Genomic DNA, 22577 nt, shown 5'->3' with positions numbered 1-22577 from the left:
ACAGGCCTCGGACGTGCTTACGGTGTGTTGCAGAAGCCCGTGAACAGGGCATCTACGTTGTACGGCTGGGGTGTTGAGGGCCGAGCGGGTGTGGGTGGAAGCGTCCAGGGGGCTGCGGATCGATCAGTTCGGGCGGTTGCTGAGGGCGGTGCGTGCGCGTGGCCAGTGTCCGACCGAGCGCGGCCTGGGTGGTGGCCTTTGTGGACGTGGGTGTGCGGCCGAGGTCGAGCGGCAGAGTCTGCGGCGGGGCCAGGGAGACTTCCTCCCGTCGCAGGCGCTGTGCGGTCTCACGGCAGAGTTCCGCCGCAGGGCTGCCCGCCGCTGGCGGCCGCCACGGATCGTCCACATCAGCCCCGACCCGGTCCGCCAGCTGACTGATCTGGTTCCCGGTGAGCAGCGCGGAGTGGTTCTGGGGGTGGCCCTGCATGGGCAGGCCGTAGCCTTTGACGGTGTAGGCGAGGATCACGGTGGGCCGTGTGTCGTCGATCGCACCGAATGCCGCGTCGAGCCCGTCAAGATCATGGCCGCCGAGGTTGGCAAGGGCCCTGACCAAGCTCTCGTCGTCCAGTTCGGTGATCAGCTTGGTGATGCCGGCCGCATCGGGGCCGGTGCCGGGCAGCCGACGGCGTACCTCGTCGGCGTCGCAGCGCAGCAGGCGCTGGAATTCCGGGTTGCTCATGTCGTCGATACGCCGGCGAAGGGCGTCTCCGCCCGGCTGCCGGAAGAGTACTTCGAGGACTCTGCCGTATTTCAGCTCCATCACCTGCCAGCCGGCAGCGTTGAAGAGACCACGGAGTCGGTCTGCGGCCAGGTGCGGGACGACCCTGTCCAGCGACTGGCGGTTGAGGTCGACGATCCACACGATCTCGCCCAGGTCGGAGACCGCAGGGTCCAGCACGGCCTCCCACACTGCTCCCTCGTCGAGTTCGGCGTCGCCGACCAGCGAGTACTGCCGGCCGGTGCCGGATCCGCCGAAGGCACACTCCACATAGCGGCGGGTCACCGCGCCCCATATCGGCGCGGTGGCGCCGATGCCCACGGAGCCGGTGGAGTAGTCCACCGGGTCCGAGCCTCGACGTCACCGGCCCGTTGGAGGTCTTCGCCGGCGCCGAGCAGCTCACCCCGGGCACCTACCGCATCCGTACGGCCTCGCTGGACGGCTCTCCCGTGCGCACCTCCAGCGGCCTGACCGTCGTACCGGACGAATCCCTCGCGCGGGCCGGTGCCCCGCACACCCTCCTCGTGCCCGGTGGCCAGGGCACCCGGCGCCCCGACACGCGCCTCACCGACTGGCTGCGTGAGCACGGACCGCGGGCCGAGCGCCTGGTCTCGGTGTGCACCGGCGCCATCCGGCTCGCCGAGGCGGGACTCCTGGACGGCCGCCGCGCCACCACCCACTGGGCGTACTGCGACAAGCTGGCCCGCGACCACCCGGCCGTAGAGGTGGACCCGGACCCGATCTACGTGCGCGACGGACAGGTGTCGACGTCCGCCGGCGTCACCTCGGGCATCGACCTCGCGCTCGCCCTGGTCGAGGAGGACCTGGACCGCAAGGCCGCCCTCGCCATCGCCCGCCATCTGGTCGTCTTCCTGCGCCGGCCGGGCAACCAGGCCCAGTTCAGCGCCCAGCTCGCCGCCCAGACCGCGCAGCGCGAGCCGCTGCGCGAGGTCCAGCTGTGGATCACCGAGCACCCCGCCGACGACCTGAGCGTCGAGGCCCTTGCCGCCCGGGCGCGCCTCTCGCCCCGCCACTTCGCCCGTGCCTTCCAGACCGAGACCGGCATGACGCCGGGCCGGTACGTCGACCGGGTCCGGCTCGAACACGCCCGCCGCCTGCTGGAGGACACCTCCGACGGCATCGAGGAGATCTCGCGCGCCAGCGGCTACGGCACACCCGAGGGGATGCGCCGTGCCTTCGTCAAAGCCCTCGGCACGGCCCCCTCCGAGTACCGCCGCCGCTTCCACCCGACCCCGGCCCGCTGAAAGGACTCCCTGTGCAGATCGCCATCGTCCTCTTCGACCGTTTCACCGCCCTGGACGCGATCGGCCCCTACGAGACCCTGGGCCGTCTCCCGGACTCGGAGGTCGTCTTCGTCGCCGAGGAGACCGGCCCCGTCCGCACGGACAACGGCAGGCTCGCCCTGGTCGCCGACATGCGTCTGACCGAGGCGCCGCACCCCGACATCGTGGTGGTCCCGGGCGGCCCCGGACAGACCCCGCAGATGACCAACGAGGCACTCCTGGAGTGGATCCGCACGGCCGACGCCACCAGCACCTGGACGACGTCCGTGTGCACCGGCTCCCTGCTGCTCGCCGCGGCGGGCCTCCTCGAAGGCCGCCGGGCCACCTCGCACTGGCTGGCCCTCGACGAGCTGAGGAAGTTCGGCGTCGAACCGACCGGGGAGCGGGTCGTGGTGGACGGCAAGTACGTCACCGCGGCCGGGGTCTCGTCCGGTATCGACATGGGGCTCGACCTGATCGGCCGGACGGCGGGAGACTTCGTCGCCCAGGCCGTGCAGCTGGGCATCGAGTACGACCCGCAGCCGCCCTACGACGCCGGGGCCCCGCAGAAGGCACCCGCGGACGTCGTGGAGCTGCTCCGCTCCAGGAGCCGTTTCATCCTCGGCCAGGAACCGACCACGTGAACCGCGGCTGACGGCGCTCCAGGAACGCGGCGACCCCCTCCGCGGTGTCGCCGCTCTCCCGCATCTGCGCGCTCCAGTGCGCGTCCCGGTCCGTGCGGCCGTTCGCGAACTCCTTCGCCGCGGCCTGCGTCAGCTGCGAACGGGACGCCAGGATCCGCGTGAACTCCCCGACCCGCTTGGCGAGTTCGCCCTCCGGCAGCACCTCGTCGACCAGGCCCGTGCGCAGTGCCCGCTCCGCGTCGATCAACTCGCCGGAGAACAGCAGATACTTGGCGGTGGCCGGACCGACCAGCGACACCAACCGCCGGGTGGAAGAGGCCGGATACACGATCCCGAGCTTCGCCGGTGTCACCCCGAACAGCGCGCCCTCCTCGGCGAACCGCAGATCGCACGCCGCCGCGAGCTGCGACCCGCCGCCCACACAGTGCCCCCGGACCGCCGCGAGCGTCGGCTTCGGAAACGCGGCGAGGGCCTCCTCGGCCCGCACCGCGAGCCCCTGGGCCTCCTCGGGCGAGCGGCGCAGCGTGGAGATGTCGGCGCCCGCGCAGAACGTCCCGCCCTGCCCGGTCAGCACGAGCACCCGGACGTCCGGATCGGCGGCCAGCGTGTCCAGCAGCGGCGGCAACGCCCGCCACATCGCGGCCGTCATGGCATTGCGCTTGGCCGGATGGTGGACTACGACGGTAGCGACCGAGTCGGCGACAGTGTGCAGCAGCTGCGGCTCCGAGAGCTCCATGCGTCGGATGCTAGCCGTACGCCCCGAGCGCACGATCAAGAAGGGGCCCGCAGCGCGAGGAGGCCCCGCATGGCGGTGAACAAGGCGGAGAACCCGGAGACGGCCAAGCTGAGCCGCGATTTCGGCTGGCTGGCGGCGCTCGGTGTGATCCTGGTGCTCGCCGGCCTCGTCGGGCTGATGTACACCGGGGTGGCCACGCTCACCTCGATGATCCTGTTCGGCTGGCTCCTGCTGATCGGCGGCGTGGTCGGACTGCTGCACGCGGTCCAGGCCCGGGGCTCCAACTTCTTCTGGCTCGGTGTCGTGGTCGCCGCACTCGACATCGCGGCCGGCGTCGTCGTCATCGTGCGGCCGCAGGCGGCGGCCGCGGCGCTGACCATGTTCGCCGCGCTGCTCTTCCTGACCGGCGGGGTGTTCCGGCTGGTCGGCAGTCTGGTGGTGCGGGGACCGCAGTTCGGCTGGACGCTCGTGCAGGGCGCCTTCGGCCTGCTGCTGGGCATCCTGGTGCTGGCCTCCTGGCCGAGCAGCAGCAAGTACGCGATCGGCTGTTTCTTCTCGCTGAGCCTGCTCTTCGACGGTCTCGGGCTCATCGCCACCGGCTTCGGCGGACGAAAGATCGTCGGCATGGTCACCGAGCAGCACGAAGCAGTCGCCAAGCCGACACCATCCGAATAGTTCCGCGCGGAATCGGTCAGGGGCACTCGATATGCGCTGACTTCTGTTCAGACATCCGGAGGGGAGCGGTGCGCTGCCAACACTCGACATGTGGTGACAATCGAGCGCAAGGGTGGCGACCGAAGAATGGACGACCATGGGCGCGGGTCAGGCCCCCGCCCGACGGACAGCGGAGAAGACCCCCTCGAACCGGACCCCGTCGACCGGGGCACACCGGACCCGCTGCCGTACGAGGGTGTGTGGCGGTTCACCGCCCCCGCCGTCGACGCGTCGGTCCCGCAGGCGCGACACGCCGTGCGGGACCTGCTGTACCGCCAGGGAGTGCCCGTCTCGGACGACCTCGTCCAGGGCCTCCTGCTGATCGTGTCCGAGCTCGTCACGAACGCGGTCCGGCACGCGGCCCTGCTCTCGCCGATGCTCGCCGTGGAGGTGGCCGTGGGCGCGGAGTGGGTGCGGGTGTCCGTGGAGGACAACCACCCCTACCGGCCGACCGCCCTGGAGACCGACCACAGCGGCGAGGGCGGCCGGGGACTGCTCCTGGTCCGCGAGATCACCCGCGAGGCGGGCGGGGTCTGCGACGTCGAGCACACGTCCAGCGGCGGCAAGGTGATCTGGGCCGCCCTGCCGCTCAAGGCCGTGCGCGTGTCCTGAGGGCCCGCGGGCCCCTCACCAGCCGGCGGACGAGCCCGTCAGCTCCCTGACCGCGGGACGGGCCGCGTCGAGCACCGTCATGAACCATGCGGAAAAGGTGTCCTTCGCGTGCCGCTCCGCCAGCTCGGCCGGGGTCACGAAGGCGGTCGTGGCGACCTCCTCCGGGTCCGGACCGAGCGGGGACTGCACCATGCCGACGAACAGGTGGTTGTACTCCTGCTCGACCAGGCCCGAGTCCGGGTCGGGGTGGTTGTAGCGGACCGTGCCCGCCTCGGCGAGCAGCGAGGGGGAGACCCCCAGCTCCTCGTACGTCCGCCGGGCCGCCGCCGCGAAGGGCGCCTCGCCCGGGTAGGGGTGGCCGCAACAGGTGTTGGACCACACGCCGGGGGAGTGGTACTTGCCCAGCGCGCGCTGTTGCAGCAGCAGCCGGCCCCGCTCGTCGAAGAGGAACACCGAGAAGGCGCGGTGCAGCTGTCCCGGCGGCTGGTGGGCGGCGAGCTTCTCCGCGGTGCCGATCGTCACACCGTGCTCGTCGACCAGTTCCAGCAGGATCGCGTTCGCGGCGCCGTTCGACGGAGTGTGCGTCGTGGTGGCAGGTGTGGTCGGCATACCCATCCTTCACATCGGTCTTCGCGCCCCAAGTGTGCCGCACGTGTCCGGCACTCCCGGCAGTTGATCGTGCCCGGCGCGGCGGGCGGGGAACCGCTCGGGGCGGGGTTGTGGGGTGGAGGACGCGAAGGTGTGCCGGATCGCTGCATTCCGCCAGAACGGGCGTTTCATGCACCGTACACGTGTGTCAGTGGCACAGATGCGCCTCGTGCTCCGCGTGCCCGACCGGCTCCAGCTGGAAGGTGCAGTGCTCCACGTCGAAATGGTCACCGAGGCAGTTCTGGAGCTCGTGCAGCATCTTCTCGTGGCCGATCGCGCTGAGCACGTCGGAACGCACCACCACGTGGGCGGACAGCACCGGCATTCCCGAGGTGATCGTCCAGGCGTGCAGGTCGTGGACGTCCTCCACGCCGTCCAGGGCCAGGATGTGCGTGCGCACCTCCGCCATGTCGACGTCCTTGGGTGCCGCCTCCAGCAGGACGTCGAGGGTCTCGCGCAGCAGCTTGAAGGTGCGCGGCACGATCATCACGCCGATGACGAGCGAGGCGATCGGGTCGGCGGCCTGCCAGCCCGTGGTCAGGATCACCGCGGCCGAGACGATCACCGCGAGCGAGCCGAGCGCGTCCGCCGCGACCTCCAGGAACGCCCCCCGTACGTTCAGGCTCTCCTTCTGACCGCGCATCAGCAGGGTCAGCGAGATCATGTTCGCGACCAGACCGATCGCACCGAACATGATGGTCAGCCCGCCCTCGGTGTCGACCGGCGTGACGAACCGCTGGATCGCCTCGTACAGGACGTAGCCGCCGACTCCGAGCAGCAGCAGACAGTTGGCGAGAGCGGCGAGGATCTCCGCGCGGGCGTACCCGAAGGTGCGGTTGCCGGTCGGCGGCCGGTTCGCGAAGTGGATCGCGAGGAGGGCCATGCCGAGGCCCAGCGCGTCCGTCGCCATGTGCGCCGCGTCCGCGACCAGGGCGAGGGAGTCCGCGACGATGCCGCCGACGATCTCGACCACCATGACGGTGAGCGTGATCGACAACGCCCCCCGCAGCCTGCCGACGTACGCCGCGGTCGCCGTACCGCCGGCCGGCGCATGCGAGTGCGCGTGGCCGTGATCGTGCCCTGCCCCCATGGAAGCCGCCTCCTACGTCGCTCGCGGACAGTCCGTCCGGGATCACAGTGAACTACGGGCGGGGGGTACCGGGCAACGCGGCACTGAACACCGTTGTCATGTGCCCTGACCTGCGGAAACGAATCGCAGGTCAGGGCAGGCTCACTGGTGGTGCAGCAGCCAGCCGCGCCAGGCGGAGTCGATCATCTCGCGCACCCCCAGGCGCGCGCTCCAGCCGAGCGTCTCGGCGGCCCGGGCGGCCGAGGCCACCGACACGGGTGCGTCCCCGGGACGCCGGGGCTCCACGACCGCGGGCCGTCGGTCTCCGGTCACCTCGCCGATCACCGTGACCATCTCGCGTACGGAGACGCCTTCGCCGCGACCGATGTTGACCGTCAGGTCACCTCCCTGTCCGCCTTCGGACAGCCGCCGGGCCGCCGCGAGGTGTGCCTCGGCCAGGTCGGACACATGGATGTAGTCACGGATGCAGGTGCCGTCCGGCGTGGGGTAGTCGTCGCCGAAGATCCGCGGCGCCTGGTCGCGGGTGAGGCGGTCGAAGACCATGGGCACGATGTTGAAGACACCGGTGTCCGCGAGCTCCGGCGCCGCGGCCCCGGCGACGTTGAAGTAGCGCAGGCAGACGGTGGAGATCCCGTGTGCCTGTCCGGCCGCCCGCACCAGCCACTCCCCGGCGAGCTTCGTCTCGCCGTAGGGGTTCACGGGAGCGCACGGCGTCTCCTCCGTGATCAGTTCCACATCGGGGTTGCCGTAGACGGCCGCCGAGGAGGAGAAGAGGAAGCGCTCGATCCCGGCCTCCGCGACCGCCTCCAGGAGAGTCGCCAGCCCCCCGACGTTCTCCTGGTAGTAGCGGGTCGGCTGCGCCACCGACTCGGCGACCTGCTTGCGCGCCGCGAGATGCACCACACCCGTCACCGCGTGCTCGGCCAGCACCCGCTTGAGAAGGCCGCCGTCCAGCGAGGAGCCGCGGACCAGCGGCACGTCGGCGGGGAGCCGCGCGGGCACCCCGGCCGAGAGGTCGTCCAGGACGAGCACCCGTTCCCCGGCCCCCGTCATGGCCCGCGCCACATGTGCCCCTATGTACCCGGCACCGCCGGTGATCAGCCACGTCATGGTCGTCCACCCTATGCCGACGCTCCCGGGCCCTCACGATGTCCCGGATGTCCGCTCTGTGGGGCGCGGTTTGTGGGCGGGGGCCCGGATCACCGATGATGATCGCGGCAAAGGCCGGGGGAGACGCTGTTGATCGGTCCGTTAACGGGCGGTGAACGCCGCCTTCTTGGCATCCGATAGCCTCTGCCGACATGCCGCCCGCCTGGTACAGCCAAGGGGCGCCCCCATCGTGCACATGACCGGCGCCCGAGCGTCGGCACCCAGGGAGTGAGTTCGGTTGTCGACCGCCATCCTCACCGGTCAGCCGGTCCCCGGTTCGTCGATCGAGGGTGATCTGCGGTCCCTCGGCTTCGACGTGCGGGTCGCCGCGGACGCCGCCGACGCCGAGCGGCTGGTCGCCGAGGCACCCTGCGACCAGCGCGTCGCCCTCGTCGACGCCCGATTCGTCGGCCACGTCCACGCGCTGCGCCTGGGCCTGACCGACCCCCGCTTCTCGCTCGCCGCCCTGCCCGGCGCCGTCACCGCGCAGCCCGACGGCCGGGTGACCCTCACCCGCGTGCTGGCCCGCGAGAACTCCGAGGGCGGCGGCACGGCGGTCGCCGTGGACAGCCTTCCCGACCGCATCGTCACCGCGCTGGCCGAGGACGGCGCCGAGGTGTACCGCCCCGAGCTCGGCAGCCTGGTCGCCGCGGTCCCCGCCGACCCGCAGGCCCGCAACGAGGCACGGCAGGCCGTCGCGGACGTCGACGACGAGGCCGTACGCCTGAAGTCCGCCGTGAAGTCCCGCGACGGCTTCTTCACCACGTACTTCATCAGCCCCTACTCCCGCTACATCGCCCGCTGGTGCGCCCGTCGCGGCCTGACCCCGAACCAGGTCACCACGGCCTCCCTGCTCACCGCGCTCATCGCGGCGGCCTGCGCGGCCACCGGCACGCGCGGAGGGTTCATCGCGGCGGGCGTCCTGCTGATCGCCTCGTTCGTCCTGGACTGCACCGACGGCCAGCTCGCCCGCTACTCCCTGCAGTACTCCACCCTGGGCGCCTGGCTCGACGCCACCTTCGACCGCGCCAAGGAGTACGCCTACTACGCCGGCCTCGCCCTCGGCGCGGCCCGGGGCGGCGACGACGTATGGGCGTTGGCGCTCGGCGCGATGATCCTCCAGACCTGCCGGCACGTCGTCGACTTCTCCTTCAACGAGGCGAATCACGACGCCACCGCCAACACCAGCCCCACGGCCGCCCTTTCGGACAAGCTCGACAGCGTCGGCTGGACGGTGTGGGTGCGGCGGATGATCGTGCTGCCCATCGGGGAGCGCTGGGCGATGATCGCGGTGCTCACCGCGGTCACGACACCGCGGATCACCTTCTACGTCCTTCTCGTCGGATGCGCCTTCGCGGCGACGTACACCACGGCGGGGCGGGTGCTGCGGTCGCTGACCCGCAAGGCCAAGCGGACGGACCGGGCGGCTCAGGCGCTGGCGGACCTCGCGGACAGCGGACCGTTGGCCGAACTGATCGTGCGCTTCCTGCCGGGCCCGGTCCGCAGGACCGCGCCGCTCAGCGCCGCCGCCGGCGCGGTCGCCGTGGTGTTGGCGGCCTGGGCATGGGGTCCCGCCTGGCAGGTCGTCCTGCTCGCCGGGCTCTACGTCCTGCTGTCGGCCGAAGCCGTGTCGCACCCCCTCAAGGGCGCCCTCGACTGGTTGATCCCCCCGTTCTTCAGGGCAGCCGAGTACTGCACCGTCCTGATCCTGGCAGCCAAGGCGGACGTGAACGGAGCCCTGCCAGCGGCTTTCGGGCTGGTGGGCGCCGTCGCCTACCATCACTACGACACGGTGTACCGCATCCGCGGCAACGCCGGAGCGCCCCCGGCCTGGCTGGTGCGCGCCGTCGGGGGGCACGAAGGACGGACTCTGCTCGTCACCGTCCTGGCCGCGCTGCTCACCGCCTCGCAGTTCACGGTCGCGCTCACGGTCCTGGCCGTGGCCGTGGCCCTGCTGGTGCTCGTCGAGAGCATCCGCTTCTGGGTGTCCGCTGGGGCTCCCGCCGTACACGACGAAGGAGAACCCGCATGATCGGCCTCGTGCTGGCGGCCGGCGCCGGACGGCGTCTGCGCCCCTACACCGACAGCCTCCCCAAGGCTCTGGTGCCGGTGGGCCCCGCGGGCATAGAGGGCGAACCGACGGTCCTGGACCTCACCCTCGGCAACTTCGCCGAGATCGGTCTGACCGAGGTCGCGGTCATCGTCGGCTACCGCAAGGAAGCCGTGTACGAGCGCAAGGCGGCGCTGGAGGCGAAGTACGGCCTCAAGCTCACCCTCATCGACAACGACAAGGCCGAGGAGTGGAACAACGCCTACTCCCTGTGGTGCGGCCGTGACGCTCTCAAGGACGGCGTGATCCTCGCCAACGGCGACACCGTGCACCCGGTCTCCGTCGAGAAGACGCTGCTCGCCGCCCGCGGCGAGGGCAAGCGGATCATTCTCGCCCTGGACACGGTGAAGAACCTCGCCGACGAGGAGATGAAGGTCGTCGTCGACCCCGAGCGGGGCATGACGAAGATCACCAAGCTGATGGATCCCGCCGAGGCCACCGGCGAGTACATCGGCGTCACCCTGATCGAGGGCGACGCCGCCCCCGAACTGGCCGACGCGCTGAAGACGGTCTGGGAGACCGACCCGCAGCAGTTCTACGAGCACGGCTACCAGGAGCTCGTGAACCGCGGCTTCCGCATCGACGTCGCGCCGATCGGCGACGTCCCGTGGGTGGAGATCGACAACCACGACGACCTCGCCCGTGGACGGGAGATCGCGTGCCAGTACTGACCCGGCTGATCCCCTCACCGCTCGTCGTGGACATCCGCCCGGGTGCCCTCGACGACCTCGGCTGTGTGCTCGCCGACGAACGTATCTCGCAGTCCGGCAAGCTCGCCGTCGCCGTCAGCGGCGGCTCGGGTGCCAGGCTGCGCGAGCGGATCGCGCCGAGTCTGCCCGGGGCCACCTGGTTCGAGGTCGGCGGCGGCACGATCGACGACGCGGTCCGGCTGGCGAACGACATAAAGGCCGGCCACTACGACGCGATCGTCGGCCTCGGCGGCGGGAAGATCATCGACTGCGCGAAGTTCGCGGCGGCCCGGGTGGGCCTGCCGCTGGTCGCCGTGGCCACCAACCTCGCGCACGACGGTCTCTGCTCGCCGGTCGCGACCCTCGACAACGACGCCGGCCGCGGCTCGTACGGGGTGCCGAACCCGATCGCCGTGGTCATCGACCTCAACGTGATCCGTGAGGCCCCCGTCCGCTTCGTGCGCTCCGGCATCGGCGACGTCATCTCCAACATCTCCGCCGTCGCGGACTGGGAACTGGCCAACCGCGTCAACGGCGAGAAGATCGACGGTCTCGCCGCGGCGATGGCCCGCCAGGCCGGCGAGGCGGTGCTCCGCCACCCCGGCGGAGTCGGCGACGACAACTTCCTCCAGGTGCTGGCCGAGGCACTGGTCCTCACCGGTATCGCCATGTCGGTGTCGGGCGACTCCCGCCCGTCCTCCGGTGCCTGCCACGAGATCAACCACGCGTTCGACCTGCTCTACCCCAAGCGCGCCGCCGCCCATGGCGAGCAGTGCGGTTTGGGCGCGGCCTTCGCGATGTACCTGCGCGGAGCCCACGAGGAATCGGCGTACATGGCCGAGGTACTGCGCCGGCACGGACTTCCGGTGCTGCCGGAGGAAATCGGCTTCACACCCGCGGAGTTCGTCCGCGCAGTGGAGTTCGCCCCGCAGACCCGCCCCGGCCGCTACACCATCCTCGAACACCTCGACCTCAAGACCGACCAGATCAAGGACACCTACGCCGACTATGTCAAGGCCATCGGTAGCTGAACTCCGTCCGGTCGTCCACCCCGCAGGGGTCAAGGACCGGCGCAGCGGTGAGCACTGGATGGGACGCCTCTACATGCGTGAGGTGTCCCTGCGGGTGGACCGCTACCTGGTGAACACCAGGGTGACGCCCAACCAGCTCACGTACCTGATGACCGTCTTCGGTGTCCTCGCGGCCCCGGCCCTCCTGGTGCCGGGGATCCCGGGGGCGGTGCTCGGCGTGGTGTGCGTCCAGATGTACCTGCTGCTGGACTGCGTCGACGGCGAGATCGCGCGCTGGAAGAAGCAGTACTCGCTCAACGGCGTGTACCTGGACCGCGTCGGCGCGTACCTGACCGACGCTGCCGTGCTCGTCGGCTTCGGTCTGCGCGCCGCCGACCTGTTCGGCAGCGGTCGTATCGACTGGCTGTGGGCCTTCCTCGGCACCCTGGCCGCCCTCGGTGCGATCCTCATCAAGGCCGAGACCGACCTCGTGGGGGTCGCCCGGCACCAGACGGGCAAGCCTCCCGTCCAGGAGGCCGCCGCCGAGATGCGCTCCTCCGGCATGGCGCTGGCCCGCCGGGCCGCCGCCGCGTTCAAGTTCCACCGGCTGATCCTCGGCATAGAGGCGTCCCTGGTGATCCTGGTCCTGGCAGTCGTGGACCAGATGCGGGACGACCTGTTCTTCACGCGGCTCGGCGTCGCGGTGATGGCCGGGATCGCCCTGCTCCAGACCCTGCTGCACCTCGTTTCGATCCTCGCCTCCAGCAGGCTGAAGTGAGCACCGGCATGAAGGTCGGCGCGGTCATCATCACCATGGGCAACCGCCCCGAGGAGCTGCGCGCCCTGCTCGACTCGGTCGCCAAGCAGGACGGCGACCCGGTCCAGGTGGTCGTCGTCGGCAACGGCTCGCCCGTCCCGGACGTCCCCGAGGGCGTGCGGACCATCGAGCTGCCCGAGAACCTCGGCATCCCCGGCGGCCGCAACGTCGGCATCGAGGCCTTCGGGCCCAGCGGTCGCGACGTCGACATACTGCTTTTCCTGGACGACGACGGTCTCCTCCCGAACCACGACACCGCCGAACTGTGCCGTCAGGCCTTCACGGCCGACCCGAAGCTCGGCATCGTCAGCTTCCGCATCGCCGACCCCGACACCGGGGTCACCCAGCGTCGGCACGTGCCCCGGCTGCGGGCCGCCGACCCGATGCGCTCCTCCCGGGTCACCACCTTCCTCGGCGGCGCCAACGCCGTACGCACCCAGGTCTTCGCCGAAGTCGGCGGCCTCCCGGACGAGTTCTTCTACGCCCACGAGGAAACCGACCTGGCATGGCGGGCCCTCGACGCGGGCTGGATGATCGACTACCGGTCCGACATGGTGCTGTACCACCCGACGACCGCGCCCTCGCGGCACGCGGTCTACCACCGCATGGTCGCCCGCAACCGCGTCTGGCTCGCCCGCCGCAACCTGCCCGCGCTCCTGGTCCCGGTCTACCTGGGTGTCTGGATGCTGCTGACCCTGCTGCGCCGCCCCTCGCGGCCCGCCCTGAAGGCCTGGTTCGGCGGCTTCCGGGAGGGCTGGAGCACACCGTGCGGACCGCGCAGGCCGATGAAGTGGCGTACCGTCTGGCGCCTGACCCGATTGGGCCGGCCCCCGGTCATCTGACAAGCTCGTTGCCGAGAGCGGCCGGGCCGCACCGCGGCCCGCGCTCCCGCCCTGTCCGCACAGGCGCGCATCCAGAAGCATCCCGAAGAGGAAAGCTATCCATCAGTGAGTGAGACAACGCACGACGGCACGGTCGCGGTGAGCGCGCCCGCGTCGCCCGACGAGGGCCTCACGGCGGCGCAGCTCGCCGGCCGGTACGGCCTGACCGTGAGCGGCGCCAGGCCCTCGCTCGTCGAGTACGTCCGCCAGCTCTGGGACCGGCGCCACTTCATCCTCGCGTTCTCGCGGGCGAAGCTGACCGCCCAGTACAGCCAGGCCAAGCTCGGCCAGCTGTGGCAGGTGGCGACGCCGCTGCTGAACGCGGGCGTGTACTTCTTCATCTTCGGCGTCATCCTGAACGCCAGCCGGGGCATGTCGAAGGACGTGTACATCCCGTTCCTGGTCACGGGTGTGTTCGTGTTCACCTTCACGCAGAGCTCCGTCATGGCGGGCGTGCGCGCCATCTCCGGCAACCTCGGTCTGGTGCGCGCGCTGCACTTCCCGCGGGCGTCCCTGCCGATCTCCTTCGCGCTCCAGCAGCTCCAGCAGCTGCTGTTCTCGATGGTCGTGCTGTTCGCCGTGGCGGTCGGCTTCGGCCACTACCCGGACCTGTCCTGGGCGCTCATCGTCCCGGTGCTGTTCCTGCAGTTCCTCTTCAACACCGGCCTCGCGCTGATCATGGCCCGCGCGGGCGCCAAGACCCCCGACCTGGCACAGCTCATGCCGTTCGTGATGCGGACGTGGATGTACGCGTCCGGCGTGATGTTCTCGATCCCGATCATGCTGGCCGACAAGCCGCAGTGGGTCGCCACGGTCCTCCAGTGGAACCCGGCGGCCATCTACATGGACCTCATGCGCTTCGCCCTGATCGACGAGTACGGCGCCGAGAACCTGCCCGACCACGTCTGGGCGGCCGCGGGCGGCTGGGCCGCGCTCTTCGCGCTCGGCGGCTTCGTGTACTTCTGGAAGGCGGAGGAAAGGTACGGCCGTGGCTGAGGACATCAGGGACGAGCAGACCCTCACGGGCACCGCGGACGCGCAGATCCCCACCGTCATCGCGGACGAGCTGCACATCGTCTACCGCGTCAACGGCGCCAAGACCGGCAAGGGCAGCGCGACCGCCGCGCTCAGCCGCATCCTCAAGCGAGGCTCCGACGACGCCGCGCGGGGCGTGCGCAAGGTGCACGCCGTCAAGGGCGTCTCCTTCGTCGCCTACAAGGGCGAGGCGGTCGGACTGATCGGCTCCAACGGCTCCGGCAAGTCGACCCTCCTGCGGGCCATCGCCGGCCTGCTGCCCGCCGAGAGCGGCCGCGTCTACACCCACGGCCAGCCCTCCCTGCTCGGCGTCAACGCGGCCCTGATGAACGACCTGACCGGGGAGCGCAACGTCATCCTGGGCGGCCTCGCCATGGGCATGTCCCGGGAGCAGATCAGGGAGCGCTACCAGGAGATCGTCGACTTCTCCGGGATCAACGAGAAGGGCGACTTCATCACCCTTCCGATGCGCACGTACTCCTCCGGCATGGCGGCCCGCCTGCGCTTCTCCATCGCCGCCGCCAAGGACCACGACGTCCTCATGATCGACGAGGCCCTGGCCACCGGTGACCGCAAGTTCCAGAAGCGCTCCGAGGAACGCATCCGGGAACTGCGCAAGGAGGCCGGCACGGTCTTTCTCGTCAGTCACAACAACAAGTCGATCCGTGACACCTGCAACCGCGTCCTGTGGCTGGAGCGCGGCGAGCTGCGCATGGACGGCCCGACCGATGAGGTCATCAAGGAGTACGAGAAGTTCACGGGCAAGTAGTCCACCACGCCCCGGACGAAAGACACCGCTCCGCTCGACCGGGCCCCGCCGGAACTGTTCCGGCGGGGCCACGCGTCTGCAAAGGAAGCGTCAACTTCGGCGCCCCTTAGGAATCTTGGGGCCAATCGGTGTGTTGTTGTGATGTGCAGGACACCCCGAGGATCCTTGCCGCGTTGTACAACGTAAGCTGTACCGGTGCCCAATCGCGGCAAGTAGGGCGATAATGCGCGACACCCCATCACTGGGACGCCGCGCGGACGGCCGGGCGGCGTGTCCGAAATAGTGTGTATTGGGTCGGCGGTGTAGAACGGGAGATGTGACGGCGATGGCTACGGAAACTCCCCAGCTCAACGCAGCACGTGCCGTCCCCGCCCCGGGCAGGCCACGATGACGGAGACCGGCACGACGCGCCCCGGAGTGACGGAGCGCGGAACGCTCGACAAAGCCGCGGCGGAGAACTTCCCCGTGGCTCCGTTCTTCCTGCCCAAGGACTGGCGCACCGACCTCATGGCGGTGTACGGCTTCGCGCGCCTCGTCGACGACATCGGTGACGGCGACCTGGCCCCCGGCGGCGCCGACGCCCGGCTGCTCGGCGTGTCGCCCGCGGAGGCCGAGGACCGGCTGGTCCTGCTGGACGCCTTCGAGGCCGACCTGCACCGCGTCTTCTCCGGAGAGCCCCGCCACCCGTTGCTGCGCCGCCTCCGGCCCACGGTCCGCCGCCGCGCGCTGACCCCCGAGCCCTTCCTCGGTCTGATCGCCGCCAACCGCCAGGACCAGCTCGTCACCCGCTACGAGACCTATGACGACCTGCTCGCCTACTGCGAGCTGTCCGCCAACCCCGTAGGCCGTCTCGTGCTCGCCGTCACCGGCACCTCGACCCCCGAGCGGGTCCGCCTCTCGGACGCGATCTGCACCGCCCTCCAGATCGTCGAACACCTCCAGGACGTCGCCGAGGACCTCGGCCGCGACCGGATCTATCTGCCCGCCGCGGACATGAAGCGCTTTCATGTCCAGGAGGCGGATCTCGCCACGAAAACCGCGGGCGCATCGGTGCGCGCTCTGGTTGCATACGAGGCACAACGCGCCCGCGAACTCCTGAATGAAGGCGCCCCCCTGGTGGGTAGCGTCCACGGCAGACTGAAGCTGCTGCTCGCAGGGTTCGTGGCGGGGGGAAGGGCGGCGCTCCGCGCGATCACCGCCGCCGAGTACGACGTACTTCCCGGCTCGCCCAAGCCCGGCAAGCTCCAGCTGCTGCGCGAGGTGGGCGTCACTCTGCGAGGAGAGAGGTGATCCGGACGGTGGAGCCACCACCACACACGTCCGCACCGGTACTCGCCGCCTACAGCTACTGCGAGGCCGTGACCGGACAGCAGGCCCGTAACTTCGCGTACGGCATCAGGCTGCTGCCGACGTCCAAGCGGCGTGCGATGTCGGCGCTCTACGCGTTCTCGCGGCGCGTCGACGACATCGGCGACGGCGCGCTGGCGGGCGACGTCAAGGCCGCGAGGCTCGAGGACACCAGGGCGATGCTGACCCGGGTGCGCGAGGGTTCGGTCGCCGAGGACGACACCGATCCGGTGGCCGTCGCCCTCGCCCACGCCGCCGAGACCTTCCCGATCCCGCTGAGCGGCCTGGACGAACTGATCGACGGCGTCCTGATGGACGTACGCGGCGAGACCTACGAGACGTGGGACGATCTGAAGGTGTACTGCCGCTGTGTGGCGGGCGCCATCGGGCGCCTCTCGCTCGGTGTGTTCGGCACCGAACCGGGGGCGCGCGCCGCCGAACGCGCGCCGGAGTATGCCGACACGCTCGGCCTCGCGCTCCAGCTCACGAACATCCTCAGAGACGTCCGGGAGGACGCCGAGGACGGGCGCACCTATCTGCCCGCCGACGACCTCGCGAAGTTCGGCTGCTCGGCCGGCTTCAAGGGGCCGAAACCACCGGAGGGCGCCGACTTCGCGGGCCTCGTGCACTTCGAAGTGCGACGGGCCCGCGCCCTTTTCGCCGAGGGCTACCGGCTGCTCCCCATGCTCGACCGGCGCAGCGGTGCCTGTGTCGCCGCCATGGCGGGCATCTACCGCCGCCTGCTCGACCGCATCGAGCGCGACCCCGAGGCGGTGCTGCGCGGCCGGGTCTCACTGCCCGGACGCGAGAAGGCGTACGTCGCCGTCCGCGGCCTGTCCGGCCTCGACGCCCGGCATGTGACGCGGCGGCCTGTCAGGAGGCGCGCCTGATGGGCGAGGTGCACAATTCGGTCCAAGGTGATGCCACCGGAGAAAAGCGGCACGCAACCCTCCGCTCCGGGACGGCGTCCCTGACTGCGACGGCCGGCCGTGCACCGTTCGAGCACCACGGCGTCCGGGCAGGGGAAGGTGTGCGATGACCGACGGACAGCGGTCCGGACGGGACGCCGTCGTGATCGGCGGCGGACTCGCCGGTATCACCGCCGCGCTCGCGCTCGCCGACGCCGGGGTGCGCGTCACCCTGCTCGAAGGCAGGCCACGCCTGGGCGGACTCGCCTTCTCCTTCCAGCGCGGAGAGCTGACCGTCGACAACGGACAGCATGTCTACCTGCGCTGCTGCACCGCCTACCGCTGGTTCCTCGACCGCATCGAGGGGACGGCGCTGGCACCGCTGCAGGATCGTCTCGACGTGCCCGTACTCGATCTGGCCCGGCCCGCGGGCCGACGGCTCGGCAGACTGCGGCGCGACGCGCTGCCGGTGCCCCTGCATCTGGGACGCAGCCTCGCGACCTATCCACATCTCTCGCTCGCCGAGCGGGCCAGGGTGGGGCGTGCCGCGCTCGCGCTCAAGGGGCTCGACCTCGCCGATCCGAGCCTGGACGCACAGGACTTCGGCAGCTGGCTGACCGCGCACGGTCAGTCGGCGCGTGCCGTCGAGGCCCTGTGGGACCTGGTCGGGGTCGCCACCCTCAACGCGGTCGCGGGCGACGCCTCGCTGGGGCTCGCCGCGATGGTGTTCAAGACCGGTCTGCTGTCCGACCCGGGCGCGGCCGACATCGGCTGGGCGCACGTCCCGCTGGGTGAACTGCATGACCGGCTCGCCCGCAAGGCGCTCGACTCCGCGGGCGTGCGTACCGAGGTCCGTACACGCGTCACCTCCATCTCTACTGACGAGAACGGCACTTGGAGCGTGCAGGTTCCCGGGGAGACGCTCCGGGCCGACGCGGTCGTGCTCGCCGTGGCCCAGGGCGAGGCGTGTGACCTGCTGCCGGAGGGCGCGCTGGACGCCCCGGAAAATCTTCGGGCGATCGGCACCGCGCCGATCCTCAACGTCCATGTGGTCTACGACCGCAAGGTCCTCGACAAGCCGTTCCTCGCGGCCCTCGGCACCCCCGTGCAGTGGGTCTTCGACCGCACCGACGCCTCCGGACTGGGACAGGGCCAGTACCTCGCCCTGTCCCAGTCGGCCGCGCACGACGAGATCGACGAGCCGGTGGCCGCGCTGCGCGCGCGCTACCTGCCCGAGCTGGAGCGGCTGCTGCCGCTCGCGCGCGGCGCCGAGGTGAAGGACTTCTTCGTGACCAGGGAGCGCACGGCGACCTTCGCCCCGGCCCCCGGCGTCGGACGGCTGCGGCCCGGCGCCCGTACGAAAGCCCCCGGCCTCTACCTGGCCGGCGCGTGGACCGCCACAGGGTGGCCCGCGACCATGGAGAGTGCGGTCCGCAGTGGTGTGAGTGCGGCGGACGCCGCCCTCGCCGCCCTGGGCCGGCCCCGCCCCGCCCGTCTCTTCGAGTTCGAGGAGGCCGCGTGATGCTCGACCAGCACGGCGTATCCGGCCCCAGCACCTCCGGTACCGCAACAAGAGGAGAGACTGTGCCCACTGTGCCCCCGGCCGAGACGGCCGCTGCGAGGAACGCGGTGGACGTGACCGCGCTCCTGGAGCGCGGCCGGACCCTGGCCACTCCGGTGCTGAAGGCGGCCGTGGACCGTCTCGCATCCCCGATGGACACCGTTTCCGCCTATCACTTCGGCTGGATCGACGCCCAGGGCAACCCCGCGGACGGAGACGGCGGCAAGGCCGTGCGACCCGCGCTCGCCGTGCTCTCGGCCGAGGTCACCGGTGCCGCGCCCGAGACCGGCATCCCCGGCGCGGTCGCCGTGGAACTGGTCCACAACTTCTCACTGCTGCACGACGACCTGATGGACGGCGACGAGCAGCGCCGCCACCGCGACACGGTGTGGAAGGTGCACGGCCCGGCTCAGGCCATCCTGGTCGGCGACGCCCTGTTCGCCCTGGCCAACGAGGTCCTGCTGGAACTCGGCACCGTCGAGGCCGGCCGCGCCACCCGCCGTCTGACCACCGCCACCCGCGCCCTGATCGACGGCCAGGCCCAGGACATCTCCTACGAGCACCGCGACCGCGTCAGCGTCGAGGAGTGCCTGGAGATGGAGGGCAACAAGACCGGTGCCCTGCTGGCCTGCGCCAGCTCCATCGGCGCCGTGCTCGGCGGCGCGGACGACCGCACCGCCGACACCCTGGAGAAGTACGGCTACCACCTCGGCCTCGCCTTCCAGGCCGTCGACGACCTCCTCGGCATCTGGGGCGACCCGGACTCCACCGGCAAGCAGACCTGGAGCGACCTGCGCCAGCGCAAGAAGTCGTTGCCGGTGGTGGCCGCGCTCGCGGCGGGCGGTGCCGCCTCCGAGCGGCTCGGCGAGATCCTCGCCGCCGACGCCAAGAGCAGCGACTTCGAGAACTTCTCCGAGGAGGAGTTCGCGGCCCGCGCCGCCCTCATCGAGGAGGCCGGCGGCCGCGAGTGGACGGCCGCGGAGGCCCGCCGTCAGCACACCATCGCCATCGAAGCCCTGAACGCCGTCGACATGCCCGACCGGGTGCGGGACCGGTTCACGGCGCTCGCCGACTTCGTCGTCGTACGAAAGAGATGATCACTATCGGCCGAATAGCCCTCGCGTAGTCGCCGGCCGGTGCTGCGAGGAAAGGAAAGGCACCGGCCGACGGCGGACCCACAGCAGAGCACCACATTGCACACTGCACGAAGGGGAAGCCATGACAGCGACGACCGACGGAAGCACCGGGGCCCTGCCGCCCCGCGCTGCCGCGGCCAGCGAAACCCACCTCGACACCCCCGTGGCGGCCGGGATACAAGAAGCCGCCGTGCGTGCCGTCCAGCGCGCGACCGAGCACCTGCTCGCCCGGCAGGACGCCGAGGGCTGGTGGAAGGGCGACCTCGAGACCAACGTCACGATGGACGCCGAGGACCTGCTGCTCCGTCAGTTCCTGGGTATCCGCGACGAGTCGACCACCCGGGCCGCCGCCAAGTTCATCCGCGGCGAGCAGCGCGAGGACGGCACCTGGGCCGGCTTCTACGGCGGGCCCGGCGAACTCTCCACCACCGTCGAGGCGTACGTCGCTCTTCGCCTGGACGGCGACGCCCCGGACGCCCCGCACATGGCGAAGGCCTCCGCCTGGATCCGCGCCCAGGGCGGGATCGCCGCCGCCCGGGTGTTCACCCGGATCTGGCTCGCCCTGTTCGGCTGGTGGAAGTGGGAGGACCTGCCCGAACTCCCGCCGGAGCTCATCTACTTCCCCAAGTGGGCCCCGCTCAACATCTACGACTTCGGCTGCTGGGCCCGCCAGACCATCGTCCCGCTGACGATCGTGTCCGCGAAGCGCCCGGTGCGGCCCGCGCCCTTCCCGCTGGACGAACTGCACGCCGACCCGGCCGACCCGAACCCGGCCAAACCCCTCGCCCCGGTGGCGAGTTGGGACGGCGCCTTCCAGCGGCTCGACAAGGCGATGCACCAGCTGCGCAAGGTCGCCCCGCGCAGACTCCGCAGAGCCGCGATGAACAGCGCGGCCCGCTGGATCATCGAGCGGCAGGAGAACGACGGCTGCTGGGGCGGCATCCAGCCCCCGGCCGTGTACTCGGTGATCGCCCTCCACCTGCTCGGCTACGACCTCCAGCACCCGGTCATGCGGGCCGGTCTGGAGTCGCTGGACCGGTTCGCCATCTGGCGCGAGGACGGGTCCCGGATGATCGAGGCCTGCCAGTCGCCGGTGTGGGACACCTGCCTCGCCACCATCGCGCTCGTCGACGCGGGTGTGCCCGCCGACCACCCGCAGCTCGTCAAGGCCGCGGACTGGATGCTCGGCGAGGAGATCGTGCGGCCCGGTGACTGGTCGGTCAAGCGACCCCAACTCCCGCCGGGCGGCTGGGCGTTCGAGTTCCACAACGACAACTACCCCGACATCGACGACACCGCCGAGGTCGTCCTCGCGCTGCGCCGGGTCCGGCACCACGACCCCGATCGGGTGGAGAACGCCATCGGGCGCGGGGTGCGCTGGAACCTCGGGATGCAGTCGAAGAACGGGGCCTGGGGCGCCTTCGACGTCGACAACACCAGTCCGTTCCCCAACCGGCTGCCGTTCTGCGACTTCGGCGAGGTCATCGACCCGCCGTCCGCCGACGTCACCGCCCACGTGGTGGAGATGCTGGCCGTCGAGGGGCTCTCCCACGACCCGCGCACCCGGCGTGGCATCGAGTGGCTGCTCGCCGAACAGGAGCCGGACGGCTCGTGGTTCGGGCGCTGGGGCGTCAACTACATCTACGGCACCGGGTCGGTGGTGCCCGCCCTGACGGCCGCCGGTCTCCCCGCCTCGCACCCGGCGATCCGGCGGGCGGTGGCCTGGCTGGAGAAGGTCCAGAACGACGACGGCGGCTGGGGCGAGGACCTGCGCTCCTACAAGTACGTCAAGGAGTGGAGCGGCCGCGGCGCCTCCACCGCCTCCCAGACGGCCTGGGCCCTGATGGCGCTGCTGGCCGCGGGGGAGAGGGACTCCAAGGCCGTCGAGCGGGGCGTCGAATGGCTGGCGAGCACCCAGCGCGCGGACGGCTCCTGGGACGAGCCCTACTTCACCGGCACCGGCTTCCCCTGGGACTTCTCCATCAACTACCACCTCTACCGGCAGGTCTTCCCGCTCACCGCCCTGGGCCGTTACGTCCACGGAGAACCGTTCTCCCGGACCGAGGCCCTCTGATGAGCACCCAGCCCGCCACCGCCCCGCTGCTGATCGCCTGCGCCCTCGGCATCGAGCACCTCGCCCTGCGCACCGGCGACCGCGGCGGGGCCGGCGGGCCGGTCACCCTGCTCAGGACGGGCATGGGTCCCAAGGCGGCGCAGCGGTCCGTCACCCGGCGCCTGGCCGACCCGGCCCTCGCCGGGGCCGCCGTACTGGCGACCGGGTTCTGCGCGGGCCTCGCCCCCGGGATGCACCCCGGCGACCTGGTCGTCGCCGAGGAGACCCGGGACCCGGACGGAACCGTTCCGTGCGCGGAGACCGACCTGCTCGTCAAGGAGCTGGTACGGGCCGTGCCGGGACGGACCGTGCACACCGGCCCCCTCACCGGCTCCGATCACGTCGTCCGTGGCCACGAGCGGTCGGAGCTGCTCGCGACCGGCGCGATCGCGGTCGACATGGAGTCCGCGGCCACGCTCCTGGGCGCCGTGCGCGCGGGCGAGCGCCCCGTTGCGGCCGTCCGGGTGGTCGTGGACGCTCCACAACATGAACTCGTCCGGATCGGCACGGTACGCGGTGGAATATCAGCCTTCCGCGTTCTTCGTTCCGTCCTTCCCGCATTTTACGAATGGCACCGTTCCTTGCTGCTCCCCAGGAGGTGAGCCAG

General features: G+C 71.0%; 21 protein-coding genes and 1 pseudogene. 17 read left to right on the top strand and 5 right to left on the bottom strand.

The genetic code is table 11. From position 1 onward, the window contains the following. Positions 1-163 precede the first annotated feature (163 nt). A pseudogene (locus tag D1369_RS05495) lies at positions 164-1066 on the bottom strand (pyruvate dehydrogenase); the annotation flags it as partial. Between the two features lie 23 nt (positions 1067-1089). Here D1369_RS05495 and D1369_RS05490 point away from each other — a divergent pair. Both D1369_RS05490 and D1369_RS05485 read left to right on the top strand, forming a co-directional pair. Beyond that, positions 1090-1983, top strand: coding sequence for a GlxA family transcriptional regulator (locus tag D1369_RS05490; RefSeq protein WP_202477137.1), 894 nt, complete (start codon positions 1090-1092; stop codon positions 1981-1983). 11 nt (positions 1984-1994) lie between these two features. Continuing rightward, a complete protein-coding gene (locus D1369_RS05485; protein ID WP_007386149.1) occupies positions 1995-2645 on the top strand; it encodes a DJ-1/PfpI family protein in 651 nt (216 codons plus the stop codon). Here D1369_RS05485 and D1369_RS05480 read toward each other — a convergent pair. After that, positions 2617-3381, bottom strand: a complete 765-nt coding sequence (locus D1369_RS05480) for an enoyl-CoA hydratase/isomerase family protein (protein ID WP_007386150.1) — start codon at positions 3379-3381, stop codon at positions 2617-2619. The two genes, D1369_RS05485 and D1369_RS05480, sit on opposite strands and share 29 nt — an antisense overlap. A gap of 69 nt (positions 3382-3450) precedes the next feature. Here D1369_RS05480 and D1369_RS05475 point away from each other — a divergent pair, with 69 nt between their 5' ends. Further along, positions 3451-4056, top strand: coding sequence for an HdeD family acid-resistance protein (locus tag D1369_RS05475; RefSeq protein ID WP_007386151.1), 606 nt, complete (start codon positions 3451-3453; stop codon positions 4054-4056). A 126-nt stretch (positions 4057-4182) separates the two neighbouring features. After that, complete coding sequence (locus tag D1369_RS05470) at positions 4183-4707, top strand: ATP-binding protein (RefSeq protein WP_007386152.1); 525 nt, start codon at positions 4183-4185, stop codon at positions 4705-4707. A gap of 15 nt (positions 4708-4722) precedes the next feature. Here the strand turns inward: D1369_RS05470 and idi are convergent, their stop codons facing one another. The 3 genes from idi to galE all read right to left on the bottom strand — a co-directional run bounded on the left by idi (position 4723) and on the right by galE (position 7555). Continuing rightward, positions 4723-5316: an isopentenyl-diphosphate Delta-isomerase gene (idi, locus tag D1369_RS05465; protein ID WP_007386153.1), complete on the bottom strand. Its 594-nt coding sequence runs from the start codon at positions 5314-5316 to the stop codon at positions 4723-4725. A gap of 187 nt (positions 5317-5503) precedes the next feature. Further along, the gene (locus D1369_RS05460; protein WP_007386154.1) at positions 5504-6445 is read right to left on the bottom strand and encodes a cation diffusion facilitator family transporter; all 942 of its coding nucleotides are present in this window, start codon (positions 6443-6445) and stop codon (positions 5504-5506) included. A gap of 141 nt (positions 6446-6586) precedes the next feature. Next, positions 6587-7555, bottom strand: a complete 969-nt coding sequence (gene galE, locus D1369_RS05455; RefSeq protein ID WP_007386155.1) for a UDP-glucose 4-epimerase GalE — start codon at positions 7553-7555, stop codon at positions 6587-6589. A 277-nt stretch (positions 7556-7832) separates the two neighbouring features. On the opposite strand from galE, the gene D1369_RS05450 reads away from it, so the two are divergent. The 13 genes from D1369_RS05450 to D1369_RS05390 all read left to right on the top strand — a co-directional run bounded on the left by D1369_RS05450 (position 7833) and on the right by D1369_RS05390 (position 22572). Continuing rightward, entirely contained in the window at positions 7833-9626 is a 1794-nt protein-coding gene (locus D1369_RS05450; RefSeq protein WP_118082300.1) for a DUF5941 domain-containing protein, read from the top strand. Next, entirely contained in the window at positions 9623-10375 is a 753-nt protein-coding gene (locus D1369_RS05445) for a phosphocholine cytidylyltransferase family protein (RefSeq protein ID WP_007386157.1), read from the top strand. The genes D1369_RS05450 and D1369_RS05445 overlap by 4 nt, the downstream gene beginning before the upstream one ends. Beyond that, the gene (locus D1369_RS05440; RefSeq protein ID WP_007386158.1) at positions 10363-11424 is read left to right on the top strand and encodes an iron-containing alcohol dehydrogenase family protein; all 1062 of its coding nucleotides are present in this window, start codon (positions 10363-10365) and stop codon (positions 11422-11424) included. The genes D1369_RS05445 and D1369_RS05440 overlap by 13 nt, the downstream gene beginning before the upstream one ends. Further along, on the top strand, positions 11402-12181 hold the full coding sequence (locus D1369_RS05435; RefSeq protein ID WP_082319587.1) for a CDP-alcohol phosphatidyltransferase family protein: 780 nt from the start codon (positions 11402-11404) through the stop codon (positions 12179-12181). The genes D1369_RS05440 and D1369_RS05435 overlap by 23 nt, the downstream gene beginning before the upstream one ends. A gap of 8 nt (positions 12182-12189) precedes the next feature. Next, positions 12190-13062, top strand: coding sequence for a glycosyltransferase (locus D1369_RS05430; protein ID WP_202478219.1), 873 nt, complete (start codon positions 12190-12192; stop codon positions 13060-13062). A gap of 105 nt (positions 13063-13167) precedes the next feature. Further along, a complete protein-coding gene (locus D1369_RS05425) occupies positions 13168-14097 on the top strand; it encodes an ABC transporter permease (protein ID WP_007386161.1) in 930 nt (309 codons plus the stop codon). Continuing rightward, positions 14090-14905 (top strand): ABC transporter ATP-binding protein, encoded by an 816-nt coding sequence (locus D1369_RS05420; protein ID WP_007386162.1) that lies wholly within the window; start codon positions 14090-14092, stop codon positions 14903-14905. The genes D1369_RS05425 and D1369_RS05420 overlap by 8 nt, the downstream gene beginning before the upstream one ends. A 387-nt stretch (positions 14906-15292) precedes the next feature. Further along, a complete protein-coding gene (gene hpnC / locus D1369_RS05415) occupies positions 15293-16195 on the top strand; it encodes a squalene synthase HpnC (protein WP_007386163.1) in 903 nt (300 codons plus the stop codon). Further along, the gene (hpnD, locus tag D1369_RS05410; RefSeq protein WP_007386164.1) at positions 16192-17142 is read left to right on the top strand and encodes a presqualene diphosphate synthase HpnD; all 951 of its coding nucleotides are present in this window, start codon (positions 16192-16194) and stop codon (positions 17140-17142) included. The genes hpnC and hpnD overlap by 4 nt, the downstream gene beginning before the upstream one ends. Before the next feature lie 145 nt (positions 17143-17287). After that, positions 17288-18682 (top strand): hydroxysqualene dehydroxylase HpnE, encoded by a 1395-nt coding sequence (gene hpnE, locus D1369_RS05405; protein ID WP_007386165.1) that lies wholly within the window; start codon positions 17288-17290, stop codon positions 18680-18682. Positions 18683-18753: 71 nt separating this feature from the next. Next, the gene (locus D1369_RS05400) at positions 18754-19818 is read left to right on the top strand and encodes a polyprenyl synthetase family protein (protein WP_082319499.1); all 1065 of its coding nucleotides are present in this window, start codon (positions 18754-18756) and stop codon (positions 19816-19818) included. A 121-nt stretch (positions 19819-19939) separates the two neighbouring features. Beyond that, the gene (shc, locus tag D1369_RS05395; RefSeq protein WP_037902104.1) at positions 19940-21931 is read left to right on the top strand and encodes a squalene--hopene cyclase; all 1992 of its coding nucleotides are present in this window, start codon (positions 19940-19942) and stop codon (positions 21929-21931) included. Further along, entirely contained in the window at positions 21931-22572 is a 642-nt protein-coding gene (locus tag D1369_RS05390; RefSeq protein WP_007386168.1) for a hypothetical protein, read from the top strand. The genes shc and D1369_RS05390 overlap by 1 nt, the downstream gene beginning before the upstream one ends. Positions 22573-22577 lie beyond the last annotated feature (5 nt).

Source organism: Streptomyces sp. CC0208, from assembly GCF_003443735.1.
In the GTDB taxonomy this organism is placed as follows: domain Bacteria; phylum Actinomycetota; class Actinomycetes; order Streptomycetales; family Streptomycetaceae; genus Streptomyces; species Streptomyces sviceus.
The sequence above is the reverse complement of the archived record's forward strand: the minus strand, read 5'-3'. Positions and strand labels throughout refer to the sequence as shown.